This window comes from Mycobacterium sp. NTMscope_MAC_12 (genome assembly GCF_976985675.1).
Genome location: NZ_CDRJYY010000001.1, coordinates 477899 through 493414, shown reverse-complemented (window position 1 = coordinate 493414; position 15516 = coordinate 477899). Strand labels below are relative to the sequence as shown.

The following is a 15516-nucleotide window of genomic DNA, read 5'->3' as shown; positions in this document are numbered from 1 at the left end:
CGGCTATCAGCCGGCTTGCGAGTCGGGCAGACTGGAGCGATGGCCAACGGCAGCAAACCCACCGACAACGACACCCTGGCACACATCCGCGACCTCGTCGCCGAGGAAAAGGCGCTGCGGGCCCAACTGCAGCGCGGTGACATCGACACGTCGGAGGAACACGACCGCCTTCGGCGCATGGAGATCGAACTCGACCAATGCTGGGATCTGCTGCGGCAGCGCCGGGCGCTGCGCGAGAGCGGCGGTGACCCACGCGAGGCGGAGGTGCGACCGCCCGACGAGGTCGAGGGCTACCTGAGCTGAGCGGCCAGGCGGCAGGCGTCGACGCGGTAGACGTCGTCGTCGTCGGAGGCGGGCACAACGGCCTCGTCGCGGCGGCCTATCTGGCCCGGGCGGGCCTGCGGGTGCGCCTGCTGGAACGGCTGGAACAGACCGGCGGCGCGGCCATCTCGGCGCAACCCTTCGCCGGCGTCGGCGTCCGCGTCTCGCGCTACTCCTACCTGGTCAGCTTGCTGCCGAGCCGCATCGTGGAGGACCTGGGCGCCGGGATTCGGCTGGCGCGACGGCCCTTTTCGTCGTACACGTCCGACCCGGCCACCGGCGGTCGTGGCGGCCTGCTGATCGGGGCGACCGGTAACACCTTCGCCGCCATCGGCGCGGCCGACGACGCCCCCGGCTTCGCCGCCTTCTACCAGCGCTGCCGGCTGGTGACCGAACGGCTGTGGCCGACACTGCTCGAACCGCTGCGCAGCCGCGGGCAGGCCCGCCACCGCGTCGTGGAAAGCCACGACCCCCGCGCGGCGGCGGCCTGGGAAGCCATGATCGAGGAACCGATCGGCGGGGCCATCGCCGGCGCGGTGGGCAACGACCTGGTCCGCGGGGTGATGGCCACCGACGCCCTCATCGGCACCTTCGCCCGCCTCGACGACCCGTCGTTGACGCAGAACGTCTGCTTCTTGTACCACGTGCTCGGCGGTGGCACCGGGGACTGGGACGTGCCGATCGGCGGGATGGGCGCGCTGACCACCGCCCTGGCCACGGCGGCCGTCGGCCACGGCGCCGAAATCGTCAGCGGCGCAGACGTTTACGCCGTCGACCCGAGCGGTGAAGTGCGCTATCGCATCGGCGAGCGAGAGCGGCGGGTCCGGGCCCGGTTCGTCCTCGCCGGCGTCACGCCCACCGTGCTGGCCGGGCTACTCGGCGAAGAACCGCCACCGTCGGCCGGCGGCGCGCAGGTCAAGGTCAACATGGTGCTGCGGCGACTGCCCCGCCTACGCGACCGCGGCGTCACACCCGAGCAGGCCTTCGCCGGAACCTTTCACGTCAACGAGACCTGGACGCAACTGGATACCGCCTACGCGCAGGCGGCCGCGGGGCGAGCGCCGAATCCCCTGCCGTGCGAAGCGTATTGCCACTCGCTGACCGACCCCAGCATCCTGTCCGACGACCTACGCGGCTCGGGCGCCCAGACGATGACGGTGTTCGGCCTGCACACCCCGCACGCGCTGTTCGACGACGCCGACCCCGACGCGCTGCGCGACCAGCTGACCGACAGGGTGCTGGCGTCGCTGAATTCCGTTCTGGCCGAACCGATTCAAGAGCTGCTGTTGCACGATGCGCACGGGCGCCCGTGCATCGAGACGACGACCACATCGGACCTCGAGCGCGCCCTGCGCATGAGCGGCGGCCACATTTTCCACGGCGGGCTGTGCTGGCCGTTCGCCGACGATGACGAGCCGCTGGACACCCCGGCGCGGCGATGGGGCGTGGCCACCACTCACCAACGAATCATGTTGTGCGGCTCGGGCGCTCGCCGCGGCGGGGCGGTGTCGGGCATCGGCGGGCACAACGCTGCGATGGCAGTGCTCGCCTCCCTCGCGAGCAGACATAGAATCGCATAAATCCCGCCGCCCGCAGGCGATTCTGCGTCTGCTCGGCAGGGAAACTAGCGCGCGTCGATCGTCGCGTAGTCGCGCTCGGTGTAGCCGGTGTAGATCTGGCGCGGGCGGCCGATCTTGCTGTCGCCCTCGTCGTGCATCTCACGCCAGTGCGCGATCCAGCCGGGCATCCGGCCCAGCGCGAACAGCACGGTGAACATCCGCGTCGGGAACCCGAGGGCGCGGTAGATCAGGCCGGTGTAGAAGTCGACGTTGGGGTACAGCTTGCGCTCGACGAAGTAGTCGTCGGTCAGCGCCGCCTCTTCGAGCTCCTTGGCGATGCTGAGCAGGTCGTCGTCGCCGCCGAGCTTGGCCAGGATCTTGTCGGCCTGCTCCTTGACGATGCGGGCCCGCGGGTCGTAGTTCTTGTAGACGCGGTGGCCGAAGCCCATCAGCTTGACGCCGGCCTCGCGGTTCTTCACCTTCCGGACGAATTCACTGACGTTGTCGTCGCTTTCGCGGATCTGCTCGAGCATCTCGAGGACCGCCTGGTTGGCGCCGCCGTGCAGCGGGCCCCACAGCGCGTTGATTCCGCCGGAAACGGAGGTGAACAGGTTGGCTTGTGACGACCCAACCAACCGCACCGTCGACGTCGAGCAGTTCTGCTCGTGGTCGGCGTGCAGGATGAGCAGCATGTCCAGCGCCCGAATGATCTCGGGGTCCGCCTGGTAGGGCTCGGCGGGCAGGCCGAAGGTCATGCGCAGGAAGTTCTCCACCAGCGTCAGCGAGTTGTCCGGGTAGAGGAACGGCTGACCGACCGACTTCTTATATGCGTAGGCGGCGATGGTCGGCAGCTTGGCCAACAGCCGGATGGTGGACAGCTCGACCTGCTCGGTGTCGGTCGGGTCGAGCGAGTCCGGGTAGTACGCGGAGAGCGCGTTGACCGCGCTGGACAACACCGGCATCGGGTGGGCGTTGCGCGGAAAACCGTCGAAGAACCGCTTCAGGTCCTCGTGCAGCATGGTGTGCAGCTGGATCCGCTTGGTGAACTCGGCCAGCTGCTCCTTGCTGGGCAGCTCGCCGTAGATCAAGAGGTAGCTCACCTCGATGAAGGTCGACTTCTCGGCCAGTTGCTCGATCGGGTAGCCGCGGTAACGCAGGATTCCGGCGTCGCCGTCGATGTAGGTGATCGAGCTCTTGCACGACGCGGTGTTGACGAAACCGTTGTCGAATGTGGTGTAGCCGGTCTTGGACAACAGCGAGCCCAGCGCGATGCCGTCGGCGCCTTCGGTGGCGCTGACGATCTCCAGGTCGGTCTCACCGCCCGGGTACTTCAGAGTGGCGGTGTCGTCGGTGTCGGCCACGAGAACCCCTTCGTGCTTCCGGCTGATACGGCTGCCCCCTGACTTGGGTGCTTACAGCTGAAGGTAGTCGTTATGGCGACGAGGCGCCCGTCCGGGGTCGGGTCTACGAACCTTCCTTAAGCTTTCATCAGGTAGCGCGGTGACCGTCCCGGCGGCTCGTGACTTTCGCCACTGCGCGCCCGGCGCTCGCCCGCGGGTGCGACGCGATCCGCCGAAGCGCAGACCGCAACGGGTTCACCCGCACCGCCCTTGCCCGGGCAAGCGGCGGCCATCACCCCGTCGTGGACATCGGTTCAGCCAGCCCGAAGACGTGAGCGGCGTTGTCATGTAACACCTTTCGCAGCCACACGTCGTCGACGCCAGGCAGCCGGGTGAGGACTTGGATCGCGTCGAGGTAGCCATACGGGATGTTGGGAAAGTCGCTCCCGAAGAGTATGCGGTCGGCGAGGTCGCGAAGCCGTCCGTACTCGGCGGGCGGGAACGGCATGGCCTCCTCGATGAACGGGGTGAACGCCATGGTGGTGTCGAGGCGCACGTCGTCGTACCGATCGGCCAGGTCGAGGAAGCCCGTGTACTCGGGCATGCCCAGGTGGGCAACGATCAACCGCAGGTGGGGATGGCGCGCGAGCAGGGCGGCGACGGGCCCGACGCCGGTGTGGTCGCCGGGGACGGGACCCGAGCCGCAGTGGATGACGACGGGGATTGCGGCGTCTTCGATGAGGCCCCAGGCGCCGTCGAGCAGCGGGTCGGTGGGGCTGTATCGGCCGACCTGAATGTGGGCCTTGAACACTCGGGCGCCCGAGGCGATGGCCTGACCCACGTAGTCCTTTACACCCGGTTCGGGGTACAGCGTCGCGGTGTGCAGGCAGTCGGGCGTCGTCGCCGCGAACGATCTCGCCCACTGGTTCAACCAGGCCGCCATGTGCGGCTTGTGCGGATAGATCAGCGACGTGAACGCCCGGACCCCAAAGCCCCGGAGGGCCCGCAGGCGCTGTTGTTCGTCGCTGCGGTAGGCGATCGGCCAATGCCGTCCCACCAGTGGACCGGCATCATCGAAGTATCGCCACACCTTGTCCATCACCGACTTGGGCATGAAATGCGTGTGCACGTCGACGATGCCTGGCAGCCCGAGCGACTTCGTGAGCCGGCGCACCGATTCCGTTTCGTCCATCGCCAGCCAAGTTAGCCGCCGGTCGGCGCGCTACGGCTGGAGGCGCTCGACGCGATCGCCGCTGACCCGGATGCGGTTATGCAAGCGGTTTTCCCGTCCCTGCCAGAACTCGACCACCTCCGGCGCGATGAGATAGCCGCCCCAGCCCAGCGGCACCGGAACCTGGTCGCGGTCGGCGAAGCGCGCGGTCACCTCCGCCAGCTGGCCCAGCAGGGCCGCCCGCGAGGCGATCGGGTGCGACTGATGCGAGGCCCAGGCGCCCAGCTGTGACCCGCGCGGCCGTTTCGACCAGTAGTCCTCGGTGGCCTCCGCGGTGACCTTGCGCACCGGGCCGCGGACGTGGACCTGGCGGCCGAGCTGGTACCAGGGAAACGTCACCGCGGCGTACGGCGTCGCGGCCAGATCGTCGCCCTTGGCCGAGCCATAGTTGGTGAAAAAGGTGATTCCGGTCTCGTCGATGCTCTTGCACAGCACCGACCGGCTGGCCGGCCGGCCGTCGGCGGTGACGGTGGCCAGCACCATCGCGTTGGGCTCGGCGACACCCGCTGCCTCGGCGTCGTCGATCCATCTGCGCAACAACGAAACCCAACCGTCGGCGAGCCAGTCCGCGTCGAGGTCTGGACTGCCGTCCTTCTCCACCGATCCGTATTCCACACGCATTCTTTGCAGGTGCTCTTTTCCTGGCTCGGGGTCTCGTCCTGCCATCGCGTCCACGCTACCGGCGCTTGCTACCGGCCGGTAGCGTCGGCCCGAGCGGGGGGTGCGAGAATTTTCGGCATGACTGTGGTCCCCGAAGACTTTGTCCCCGGACTGGAAGGCGTCGTGGCCTTCACCACCGAAATCGCCGAACCGGATAAAGACGGCGGCGCGCTGCGCTACCGCGGTGTCGACATCGAAGACCTGGTGGGTCAGCACGTCACCTTCGGCGACGTATGGGCGTTGCTGGTCGACGGCAAGTTCGGCCACGGGCTGCCGCCCGCCGAGCCGTTCCCGCTGCCCATCCACACCGGTGACGTGCGCGTCGACGTGCAGGCGGGCCTGGCGATGCTCGCCCCGATCTGGGGGTACAAGCCGCTGCTGGACACCGATGAGGCCACCGCCCGCAACCAGCTGGCCCGGGCGTCCGTCATGGCGCTGTCGTATGTGGCGCAGTCCGCGCGCGGTATTTATCAGCCCGCGGTGCCGCAGCGGGTGATCGACGAGTGCGAAACGGTCACTGCCCGTTTCATGACGCGCTGGCAGGGCGAGCCGGACCCGCGTCACGTCGAAGCGATTGACGCCTACTGGGTTTCGGCCGCCGAGCACGGCATGAACGCCTCGACGTTCACCGCACGGGTCATCGCCTCCACCGGCGCCGACGTGGCCGCGGCGCTGTCCGGGGCGATCGGCGCGATGAGCGGCCCACTGCACGGCGGCGCGCCGGCGCGGGTGCTGCCGATGATCGAAGAGGTCGAGCGCACCGGCGACGCGCGCGGCCTGGTGAAGAAGATCCTGGACAGCGGCGACAAGCTGATGGGATTCGGGCACCGGGTGTACCGCGCGGAGGACCCGCGGGCGCGGGTGCTGCGCGCCACCGCCGAGCGGTTGGCCGCGCCGCGCCACGAGGTTGCCGTCGCGCTGGAGCAGGCCGCCCTCGCCGAGCTGCGTGAGCGGCGCCCCGACCGGGCCATCGAGACCAACGTCGAGTTCTGGGCCGCGGTCATCCTGGACTTCGCCCGGGTGCCGGCCAACATGATGCCCGCGATGTTCACCTGCGGGCGCACCGCCGGGTGGTGCGCCCACATTCTCGAGCAGAAGCGGCTCGGCAAGCTGGTCCGGCCGTCGGCGATCTACGTGGGCCCCGCCCCGCGCAGCCCGGAATCCGTCGAGGGCTGGGACCGCAGCCTCACCAACGCCTGAGCCCTTCCAGCTTGTCGGTACCCGGCGATTTAATGGTCGCTGTCGCGCGATGAGTTTGCGTCACCGACGCAGTCATACGTCGTGAGCCTGCCCTGCCGTGGGCAGGCGACGGAACCGATAGCAAGGAGAACCAGCATGGCGATCAACATCGAACCCGCATTGTCCCCGCACCTCGTGGTCGACAATGCCGCCGCGGCAATCGACTTCTACGTCAAGGCTTTTGGGGCCGAGGAGATTGGCCGTGTGCCGCGTCCGGACGGCAAACTGGTCCACGCCGCGGTGCGCATCAACGGCTTCACGGTGATGCTCAACGACGACTTCCCGGAGATGTGTGGCGGCAAGTCGATGACCCCGACCTCGTTGGGTGGCACCCCGGTCACGATCCACCTCACCGTCACCGACGTCGACGCCGGCTTCCAGCGGGCGCTGGACGCCGGTGCCACCGTGGTGGCCCCGCTGGAGGACCAGTTCTGGGGCGACCGCTACGGCGTGGTCGCCGACCCGTTCGGCCACCATTGGTCGCTGGGGCAGCCGGTCCGCGAGGTCAGCATGGAAGAGATCACGGCGGCGATGTCCGGGCAGGGAGCCGGTTAGCCGAGCAGCCGGTCCAAGAGCCGGCGTCGCGGCGGCGGCGCCGGCTCGGCGGTCGCTGCGGCCGCGAGCATCGCGGCGACGTCGGTGAACTTGTTGCGGGGCCGGCCCTCACCGCTGCCGCGCGCGATCTCCGCGGCGTCGATGGCACGCCATCCCGCCGCGTCGATGGCGTCGGGCTGGCGGGCGCGCACCAGGGCGGTCAGCGCCTCGGGCTTGGCCGCCGGATCGGTCAGGTTGCCGGCGTTGAAATCGGCGACCAGGGCCTGCACGGTCTCAAACGAGCACGACTTGTTGGTCCCGATGAACCCGCTCGGCCCCCGCTTGATCCAGCCCGCGACGTATGCGCCGGGCACCGGTGTGCCGGAGGCGGGATCGACGACGCGCCCGCCGTCGTTGGGCACCACGGCCGACGATTCGTCATAGGGAAGGCCGCGAATTGGCTTGCCGCGGTAGCCGATCGACGTCAGCACCAGACCCGTGTTCACGCGGCGCACGTCATTGGTGCCGGTGACCGAGAACTCCACACCGGAGACGCGCTGCTCCCCCAGCACACGATTCGGAGTGAGCCGGTAAGCCAGCCTGATCCGCGGGCGTGCCGCCGGCGCCGAGGCGTCGCCGAGCGTGCTCAAGATTTCCAGCTTGTTTTTCGTCAAGGCATCCGACGCCGTCGCGAGGTCGGCCGCGACCAGCTCGTGGTCGGCCGCGCTGAGCACGACCTCGGAACCGCCCGTGAGCCCGATCAGCTCGGGCAACGTGAACGCCGACTGGGCCGGGCCACGCCGGGCGGCGATCACCACCTCACGCACCGCTGAGCCGCGGAACGCCGCCAGCGCGTGGTCGGCGATATCGGTGCGGGCCAGGTCGTCGGCGTCCGCGGTGAGCACCCGGGCCACATCGAGGGCGACGTTTCCGTTGCCGATGATCACCACCCGTTCGTGGCTGAGATCGACTGGCAGATCGGCGAAGTCGGGATGACCGTTGATCCAGGCGACCAATTCGGTCGCGGTGCCGGTACCGGCCAGTCCCATGCCCTCGATGTCCAGACGGCGGTCGTCGGGCGCACCCACGGCGTACAGCACGGCGTGGTGGTGAGCCAACAGGTCGTCGTGGCTGAGGTGGTTGCCGATCTCGACGTTGAGATAGAAGCGGAAGCGCTCGTGGCCGGCGACCCGGTCGAAGAGCCGGGTGACCCTCTTGGTGTTCTGGTGATCGGGCGCCACCCCGGCCCGCACCAGCCCGTACGGGGTGGGCAACTTCTCAAAGACGTTGACGCACACGCCGTGCTGGGTGAGTAGCTCGTCGGCGGCATACATCGCCGCCGGACCCGATCCGACGATGGCCACGGTCAGCGGCCGGCGGCGGGCACGCACTTCGGCGGCCGGGATAACCGGGGCCAGCTTCGACGTCGGCGGAAGCTTCTCGCCCTCGGGCCGTTTCGGGTAGAAGGACGCGTTGATCTCGACGAAGGGCAGCTGCTTGGTATCCAGCCGGGTGTCGGGCGCGATGGCCCCGACCGGGCACGCGCTCACGCAGGCGCCGCAGTCCACGCAGGCCACCGGATCGATGTAGAGCATCTCCGAGGTGGCAAAGCCGGGCTCGTCCGGTGTGGGGTGAATGCAATTCACCGGACACGCGAAAACACAGGACCCGTCGTTGCAGCACGACTGGGTAATAACGTGCGGCATGAAACCTACAAACCGGACCCGTTATGCGGCCGGGACCGCGGCGAGGTGCTGGCGCTGCGGCTCGCTGCGGTAGCGCGACGGCTTTCCGTTGATCTTGCACAACCGCCACATCAACCGCGCCGAGCGCGTCTCCATCAGGCCGGTGTCGTAGGCCAGCATCCGCACGTCACCGAACATGTCGCTGAGCCACTTCCGCGATTCCGGCGACCGGAAGAACAGTTCCTTCTTGACCTCGCGCGGAATGTCGAACTCCCGCCAGAAAGCCTTGGGCGGCACCACAATTGCGCGGCACAGCGCCTTCATGGTCAGCGGCAGGTACAACGCGGTCCAGAAGCGCTGCCGCTTGGTCAGTTCGGGCACCCGCTTGCGCAGGAACTCGTGGGCGAACGAGATGTGGCGCGCTTCCTCGGCGACGTGAATCGCCATCACTCGTTCCATGATCGGGTGTAGCGACTTGCCTTCGCGCAGAATGTTTTTCTGCGTGTGGTCGATGGGTTCCTCGCCGGCGAGCACGCCGATGAAGAACGCCACCGGCAGCGGCCCGGCCACCAGCGGAACCAACGGCGACAGCCACTTGAGCATCCGCGGCATGCCCGGGACGTCGGCGCCGATCCGGTTCACCATCTCCTGGAACATCATGGTGTGGTTGCACTCTTCGACCGACTCGTGCAGGCAGTACCGGTATTCGGGTGATCCGTTGGGCACCCAGAACGTGTAGTTCATCAGGCCGCGGATCAGGATGGATTCGAAGTGCAACCCCACCTTGGCCACGTTGGCCTGCCGCCACATCCCGATCTTGATCTTGCGCTCATCTGACTGCGCCGCGTACCAGGGGTGGCGGCCCAGCGGGTCGGTCGCCGGCAGGATCCACCGGGGGTCGTTGTCGGTGACAGCGAATTCCGGTGAGTCCCAATCGATGTCGGTGTATGGGTTGAAGTTCCGCCGCACCGACCCCTCGGACAGTGTGGCAAGCATGTTGACGTAGTCGACGTCGTCGCGCACTTCCATGTTGCGGCGCCAACGCCGGACCAATCGCGTCCTAGCCATAATTCAGGCCTCCTCAACGAGGTTTACATTTGGACGTGCTATGTCCAGACAGTACCGGAGGTACCGGATATTTCCTAGACCCCTCCGACGCACTGTGACCTGACCAGTGGTCATCCGATTCATATGCCCTGGATCACAACCAGCGAAACGTTGCGGCGGGTCCGAGCAGGCCTTTTGCCCCGACGGCAGGCGTCGGCGGACGGCCCGCTGAATCGGGCCGCCAGGGCGGCTCACTACCCTGATGAACATGGCTGACCAGCTCGAGATCCCCGCTGACATCAAACCCCGCGACGGCCGCTTCGGGTGCGGCCCGTCCAAGGTCCGGCCCGAACAACTCCAGGCGCTGACCACGACCGCGGCGCCGCTGTTCGGAACCTCGCACCGGCAGGCGCCGGTCAAGAATCTGGTGGGCCGACTGCGGTCGGGGCTCGCCCAGCTGTTCTCGGTGCCGGAGGGCTACGAGGTCATTCTGGGCAACGGGGGCGCGACGGCGTTCTGGGATGCCGCGGCGTTCGGCTTGATCGACAAGCGCTCGCTGCACCTCTCCTACGGCGAATTCAGCTCGAAGTTCGCCTCCGCGGTCGCCAAGAACCCCTTCGTCGGCGATCCCATCGTCATCAAGTCGGATGCGGGCAGCGCACCCGAGCCGCAGAGCGATCCCTCCGTGGACGTGATCGCCTGGGCCCACAACGAGACCTCGACCGGCGTCGCCGTGCCCGTGCGCCGACCCACCGACTCCGGTGAGGCATTGGTCGTCATCGACGCGACGTCCGGGGCCGGTGGCCTGCCCGTCGACATCACCGAGACGGATGCCTACTACTTTTCGCCACAGAAGAATTTCGCCAGCGACGGCGGGCTGTGGCTGGCCGTCATGAGCCCCGCAGCGCTGGCCCGCGTCGAATCGGTCGCCGCATCCGGCCGCTGGGTCCCCGACTTCCTGTCGCTGCCCATCGCGGTGGAGAACAGCCTCAAGGACCAGACCTACAACACCCCGGCGGTCGGCACCCTGGCGCTGATGGCCGAGCAGGTCGACTGGATGCTGGGCAACGGCGGGCTGGACTGGGCCGTCAAGCGCACGGCGGACTCCTCGGGACGCCTGTACTCGTGGGCCGAGGAGCGGCCCTACACCACCCCGTTCGTCACCGACCCGAAGCTGCGCTCGCAGGTGGTGGGCACCATCGACTTCGTCGACGACGTCGACGCCGCGGCCGTGGCGAAGATCCTGCGGGCAAACGGAATCGTCGACACCGAGCCGTACCGCAAGCTCGGCCGCAACCAGCTGCGGGTCGGGATGTTCCCGGCGGTGGATCCCGACGACGTCAGCGCCCTCACCGAGTGCGTCGACTGGGTCGTCGAGCGGCTTTAGTCGCACGCCCTGGAACAGCCGGCAATCGCGCGCAACCGCCCAGCGTGTCAGCACAGATGATGGGCGGTTGCTGGACTAAAGTGCGCCGTGACGGATCCGTCGCTGACCTGCACGGAGCCTGCGAGGAGATAGCCATGCGGGAACTCAAAGTGGTCGGGCTCGACGCCGACAGCAAATACGTCATCTGCGAGAGCGATGATCCCGCGGAGCAGTTCAAGCTGGCGGCCGACGACCGCCTGCGAGCCGCTCTGCGCGACGCGGCCCAGCACCCCGAGCAACCGCAGCTCGAGATTGAAGTCACCAACATGCTCAGCCCCAAGGAAATTCAGGCCAAGATCCGCGCCGGCGCGTCCGTCGAGCAGGTCGCCGCGGCGTCGGGCTCGGACGTTTCGCGGATCCGCCGCTTCGCTCACCCGGTGCTGTTGGAACGGTTTCGCGCCGCGGAACTGGCAACCGCCGCACACCCCATGCTGGCCGACGGTCCGGCCGTGCTGACCCTGCTGGAGACCGTCAGCACCGCCTTGGTGACCCGGGGCCTCGACCACGACAAACTCAGCTGGGACGCCTGGCGCAACGAAGACAACCGCTGGACGGTGCAGCTCGCGTGGAAGGTCGGTCGTTCGGACAACCTCGCGCATTTCTGCTTCGCCCCCGGCGCCCACGGCGGAACGGTCACCGCCATCGACGACGCCGCCAGCGCGTTGATCGACCCGACCTTCGAGCGTCCGTTGCGACCGGTGGCGCGGGTGGCCCACGTCGACTTCGAAGAGCCCGCGAAGCCACCCGTCGCGGAAGCGCCGGCCCCCGAGCCCGACGAGAAGCCGGTACACACCCGCCGGGGCAAGCCGGTCATCCCGGCGTGGGAAGACGTGCTGCTCGGCGTGCGCTCGGGCGGGCAGCGCTAGCCCGCTAGAGCAAATGGTGGCGACCCGCTTCGCCCGGCTACGCCGCGCTCGCGATCACCACTAGGCGCGACCCGCGGCCGCCATCGCGAGCAGCGCGATCCACGCTCCCGTCACGCCGACTCCGGCGCCCAGCACGAACCAGCGCAGAACGGGGGTGCGCCGCCACCCCCACAGGGTCGGCGCCAGTCCCCCGGCCGCCACGATGTTCAGCCCGACGGCCAGCAGCGGATGCACGCGAACCAAGCCCAGACTGAGCACCACGATCGCCGCGGCGGTGACCGCCGCGACAAACGCGGTCACCGTCAAACCCGTTGCCCAGGGCACGGACTGGTCCTTCATCAGCCGAAGCCTAGCCTGACCGTCCATCCCCGCCTTTCGCCGCCGAGCGGCCCGCGACGTCACCGAGCCGGGCCCGCTCGTAGAACGCCAGCGCGGCCGCGGTCGCGACGTTGAGCGAGTCGGTGCCCCGCGACATCGGAATGCGCGCTCGCACATCGCTCAATCGCAAGGTGGCCGGCGTCAGCCCGGGACCCTCCGCGCCCACCAACACCGCGACGCGTTCGCCGCGCGCGGCCGTCATCGCCTCGGCCAACGGGCACGCCGAGTCTTGCGGGGTCATCGCCAGAAGCCGAAATCCGTTCTCCTTCAACGTCATCAGCTCGGCGGGCCAACAGGTTGCGCGCGCGTACGGCACCAGCAGGGCGTGGCCCATCGAGACCCGGACGGCGCGACGGTACAACGGATCGGCGCACCCACTGCCGAAGATCACCGCGTCGACGCCCAGCCCGGCCGCGTTGCGAAAGATCGAGCCCAGGTTCTCGTGATCGTTGACCCCTTCGAGCACGGCGACGGTGCGGGCGCCGGCGAGCACCTCGGCCACGCTCGGCTCCGGCACCCGCCGGGCGGCCGCCAGCACGCCGCGATTGAGGTGAAAGCCGACCACCTGGGCCATGACGTCGGCCGACGTCCGGTAGAACGGCACGGCGCTGCCGGCCAGGTCGTCCTTGAGCTCGGCGAGCCGGCGGTCGGTGCCGAGCAGGGCATGCGGGCGGAACCGGGACGCGAGCATGCGCTGCACCACCAGCACGCCTTCGGCGATCACCAGCCCTTTTCCCGACGGCAGGTCGGGACGGCGATCGACACTGTTCAGGTCGCGGAAATCGTCGAGCCTCGGGTCGTCGGGGTCGTCGACGTCGTGAACGTTGCCAACATCGGCGCCGGCGCTCACGGGCTTTCGTCGACCAACGCCAACATCAGATCGGCCGCGCTGCGCAGGATGTCACGTTGTTCGGAGTCCAGCGTCGACAGCCGCTTGGCCAGCCATTCCTGACGGGCGCGACGGTTGGCCTTGACCAGCTCCGCCCCGGCCTCGGAAACCGAGACCAGGACCTGCCGGCCGTCGACGGGGTGCGGCGCGCGATCCACCAGACCCATCTCGGCCAGCGACGCGATCACCCGCGTCATCGATGGCGGCCTGACCCGTTCGCGAATTGCCAGGGCGCCGGGCGTCATCGGACCTTCGGTGGCCAGCATGGCCAGCGCCGACAGCTGCGACAGCGACACCGGCGACGACGGGTTGCGGAACCGCAGTTGGCGGGCCAGCCGCATGACAGCCAGTGACAGGTCGCTGGCCAGCCGCGCATCGCTGTCAGGCATGGCGCGAGGTTACACGGAAGCCTGAGAAACCGGGACACCAACCGGTGAACGACGGGCGTTCACTAAACCGCACGAAACTTCATCGAAACGCTTAGCTGCGCGCCACCCCGTCCTGCTCGGAACCTTCGACGGTCCGTTTCGGCAAATGGGCGCGGCGCCAGCGGGCGCCGGCGGCGGGCTATGTTAATCGCGATGTCCGCCGAACCTGGCCACAACCGCACGGCGCCGCCCCTGCCCGCGGTACTGGTGCACGCCTGGCCGTTCATCGCGCTCGGAGCGCTGGGATGGGTGATCGCGGCGGCCGCGGCGTTCCTGGTGCCCGCTCTGGCGGGCTGGCGCCCGGTGACGCTGGCCGGGCTGGGCGTGGGGGTGCTCGGCACGACCATTTTCTTGCTGCAGCTTGCGGCGGCCCGCCGTGGCGCGCGCGGCGCCCAGGCCGGACTCGAAAATTACCTCGACCAAAGATGATTCGCTGACCTGTTGGAGGAGCGATGGTAGCCCCGCTATTGCAAGCGCACGTCGACATCAACGCACCGGTTGCCAAAGTGTGGGAATTGATTTCCGATCTTCGGCGCATGCCGGAATGGAGTCCGCAGTGCCGCTGGATGAAGCCTTTCGGCCCGGTGCGTCAGGGCACCCGCACCCTCAACCTCAACCGTCGCAATCGAATGTTCTGGCCGACCACCTGCACGGTGGTCGAGATCGTCCCGGACCGCAAACTCGCGTTCCGCGTCGACACCAACAACACCATCTGGAGCTATGAGCTCGAGCCGGCCGGCGAGGGCACCCGGGTGATCGAGAGCCGCCACGCCGAAAACGGCGTCACCGCGTTTTCGAACCTGTCGGTCAAAGCGCTCTTCGGCGGCACCGATAATTTCGAACACGAATTGCTCGACGGCATGAACGCCTCTTTGGCGCGCATCAAGGCCGCCGCAGAAGGCGCCGCACGGGGCTAGTCGGGGGTCTCGCTCTGGTTCTCCGGCGCGGGCTGCTGCTCGGACTCGGCCGACCCGGTTTCGGATTCCGCCTCCGGCGTTTCGGTCACCGCCTCCGGCTGAGCTTCTGACGTGTCCGACGGCTCCGACGGCTCCGACGTTTCGGGCGGCTCCGACGGCTCCGGTGGCGCCGTCGGCTCGACCGGCGCCTGGGTGACGTCCAGCACCCCGTCGTCGTAGGGCTCGTACGCGGGGGACCCGGTGCCCGCCGGCGCCGGGGTGTCCGAGTGCGCACCGCAGCCATACTGCTTGTCGACGATGTGCCCGTCGGCCGACAGCTCGTTGCCGCACACGCCGAACATGGCCCCCAGGGATCCCGACAGCGGCAGGAAGAAGCCACAGTCGCGGCACACCCGCTTGGTGGATCGCGCCATCGGCGAGTCGGGGCCGTAGTCGCCGGTGTGCCAGCGTTCGGCCGCCTCCGCACGTCCCTCGCCGCTCATCACCCAGCGTCGGCCCAGCCCGATCTCGGCGGCGGTCTCGTCGACCTGTGGGTCCCCGCTGGCGGTGTAGCCGGGAACCAGCCGAGGATCGTCGGCGGCGGGGGCCAACAGGTCCCCGGGGCTGAGGTCCCCGGGTCGCACCCGCTGCTCCCACGGCACCCATTCCGGCGCCAGCAACGCCGTCGGGCCCGGGACGAGCACCACTTCGCTCACGGTGGCGTGATCGGCGCCGGGATAGGCGGCCACAACCACGGCCCACTGCCACCCCTGGTAGCCCGGTAGATGCGCCAGGAACCGGTGGGTGGCGGTGTTCGGGTCTTCGTAGCTGACGCCCAGATAGTCGCCGAGCGTCTCCGGCCCGCTGAACTCCACAACGGCGGCCCTGGCCTGGTCCGCCGCGCCCGTGAGCACCGCCGCCAACCGTTCGGGCCACTCGCCCACGGTCGCCACGGGCGATCCCTCGATGGGTCTGGTCACGCTGTCTTCTGTCTGCATTGCGGTTCCAATACTAGGT

The 15516-nt window shown here is 68.6% G+C and carries 16 protein-coding genes and 1 pseudogene; 8 read left to right on the top strand and 9 right to left on the bottom strand.

Features of this window, described 5'->3' with window-relative positions:
• The first annotated feature begins 39 nt into the window (after nucleotides 1–39).
• Together AC0KS4_RS02465 and AC0KS4_RS02460 are read left to right on the top strand one after the other, a co-directional pair.
• Nucleotides 40–303: a DUF2630 family protein gene (locus AC0KS4_RS02465; protein WP_225327334.1), complete on the top strand. Its 264-nt coding sequence runs from the start codon at nucleotides 40–42 to the stop codon at nucleotides 301–303.
• On the top strand, nucleotides 300–1901 hold the full coding sequence (locus AC0KS4_RS02460; RefSeq protein WP_238958397.1) for a phytoene desaturase family protein: 1602 nt from the start codon (nucleotides 300–302) through the stop codon (nucleotides 1899–1901). The genes AC0KS4_RS02465 and AC0KS4_RS02460 overlap by 4 nt, the downstream gene beginning before the upstream one ends.
• A gap of 44 nt (nucleotides 1902–1945) precedes the next feature.
• On the opposite strand, the gene AC0KS4_RS02455 is transcribed toward AC0KS4_RS02460, so the two are convergent.
• From AC0KS4_RS02455 to pdxH, 3 genes are all read right to left on the bottom strand, one after another.
• Nucleotides 1946–3241, bottom strand: coding sequence for a citrate synthase (locus AC0KS4_RS02455; protein ID WP_225327335.1), 1296 nt, complete (start codon nucleotides 3239–3241; stop codon nucleotides 1946–1948).
• Nucleotides 3242–3512: 271 nt separating this feature from the next.
• Nucleotides 3513–4412, bottom strand: coding sequence for an amidohydrolase family protein (locus AC0KS4_RS02450; RefSeq protein WP_238958300.1), 900 nt, complete (start codon nucleotides 4410–4412; stop codon nucleotides 3513–3515).
• A gap of 30 nt (nucleotides 4413–4442) precedes the next feature.
• Complete coding sequence (gene pdxH, locus AC0KS4_RS02445) at nucleotides 4443–5072, bottom strand: pyridoxamine 5'-phosphate oxidase (RefSeq protein WP_238958398.1); 630 nt, start codon at nucleotides 5070–5072, stop codon at nucleotides 4443–4445.
• Nucleotides 5073–5189: 117 nt separating this feature from the next.
• Here pdxH and AC0KS4_RS02440 point away from each other — a divergent pair, with 117 nt between their 5' ends.
• Together AC0KS4_RS02440 and AC0KS4_RS02435 are read left to right on the top strand one after the other, a co-directional pair.
• Complete coding sequence (locus AC0KS4_RS02440; protein ID WP_225327337.1) at nucleotides 5190–6311, top strand: citrate synthase 2; 1122 nt, start codon at nucleotides 5190–5192, stop codon at nucleotides 6309–6311.
• Between the two features lie 135 nt (nucleotides 6312–6446).
• Nucleotides 6447–6905: a VOC family protein gene (locus tag AC0KS4_RS02435; RefSeq protein WP_225327338.1), complete on the top strand. Its 459-nt coding sequence runs from the start codon at nucleotides 6447–6449 to the stop codon at nucleotides 6903–6905.
• Here AC0KS4_RS02435 and AC0KS4_RS02430 read toward each other — a convergent pair.
• Together AC0KS4_RS02430 and AC0KS4_RS02425 are read right to left on the bottom strand one after the other, a co-directional pair.
• Nucleotides 6902–8590, bottom strand: coding sequence for an FAD-dependent oxidoreductase (locus tag AC0KS4_RS02430; RefSeq protein ID WP_225327339.1), 1689 nt, complete (start codon nucleotides 8588–8590; stop codon nucleotides 6902–6904). The genes AC0KS4_RS02435 and AC0KS4_RS02430 overlap by 4 nt on opposite strands.
• Before the next feature lie 21 nt (nucleotides 8591–8611).
• Nucleotides 8612–9637 (bottom strand): AurF N-oxygenase family protein, encoded by a 1026-nt coding sequence (locus AC0KS4_RS02425; protein ID WP_225327340.1) that lies wholly within the window; start codon nucleotides 9635–9637, stop codon nucleotides 8612–8614.
• A gap of 247 nt (nucleotides 9638–9884) precedes the next feature.
• On the opposite strand from AC0KS4_RS02425, the gene serC reads away from it, so the two are divergent.
• On the top strand, nucleotides 9885–11003 hold the full coding sequence (gene serC / locus AC0KS4_RS02420) for a phosphoserine transaminase (protein ID WP_225327341.1): 1119 nt from the start codon (nucleotides 9885–9887) through the stop codon (nucleotides 11001–11003).
• 134 nt (nucleotides 11004–11137) lie between these two features.
• Nucleotides 11138–11908 (top strand): septation protein SepH, encoded by a 771-nt coding sequence (gene sepH, locus AC0KS4_RS02415; protein ID WP_225327342.1) that lies wholly within the window; start codon nucleotides 11138–11140, stop codon nucleotides 11906–11908.
• Nucleotides 11909–11968: 60 nt separating this feature from the next.
• Here the strand turns inward: sepH and AC0KS4_RS02410 are convergent, their stop codons facing one another.
• From AC0KS4_RS02410 to AC0KS4_RS02400, 3 genes are read right to left on the bottom strand one after another with little or no spacing between them, the layout of a single operon-like run.
• Complete coding sequence (locus AC0KS4_RS02410) at nucleotides 11969–12247, bottom strand: DUF2537 domain-containing protein (protein WP_374109696.1); 279 nt, start codon at nucleotides 12245–12247, stop codon at nucleotides 11969–11971.
• A gap of 10 nt (nucleotides 12248–12257) precedes the next feature.
• Nucleotides 12258–13136, bottom strand: coding sequence for a TrmH family RNA methyltransferase (locus AC0KS4_RS02405; RefSeq protein ID WP_225327344.1), 879 nt, complete (start codon nucleotides 13134–13136; stop codon nucleotides 12258–12260).
• On the bottom strand, nucleotides 13133–13564 hold the full coding sequence (locus AC0KS4_RS02400) for an Rv0880 family HTH-type transcriptional regulator (RefSeq protein WP_225327345.1): 432 nt from the start codon (nucleotides 13562–13564) through the stop codon (nucleotides 13133–13135). The genes AC0KS4_RS02405 and AC0KS4_RS02400 overlap by 4 nt, the downstream gene beginning before the upstream one ends.
• Nucleotides 13565–13756: 192 nt before the next feature.
• On the opposite strand from AC0KS4_RS02400, the gene AC0KS4_RS02395 reads away from it, so the two are divergent.
• Together AC0KS4_RS02395 and AC0KS4_RS02390 are read left to right on the top strand one after the other, a co-directional pair.
• Nucleotides 13757–14032, top strand: a complete 276-nt coding sequence (locus AC0KS4_RS02395; protein ID WP_225327346.1) for a DUF2530 domain-containing protein — start codon at nucleotides 13757–13759, stop codon at nucleotides 14030–14032.
• A 23-nt stretch (nucleotides 14033–14055) separates the two neighbouring features.
• Nucleotides 14056–14520, top strand: a complete 465-nt coding sequence (locus AC0KS4_RS02390; protein WP_225327347.1) for an SRPBCC family protein — start codon at nucleotides 14056–14058, stop codon at nucleotides 14518–14520.
• A 176-nt stretch (nucleotides 14521–14696) separates the two neighbouring features.
• On the opposite strand, the pseudogene AC0KS4_RS02385 reads toward AC0KS4_RS02390, so the two are convergent.
• Nucleotides 14697–15479: pseudogene (locus AC0KS4_RS02385) on the bottom strand (DUF3027 domain-containing protein); the annotation flags it as partial.
• Nucleotides 15480–15516: the final 37 nt, after the last annotated feature.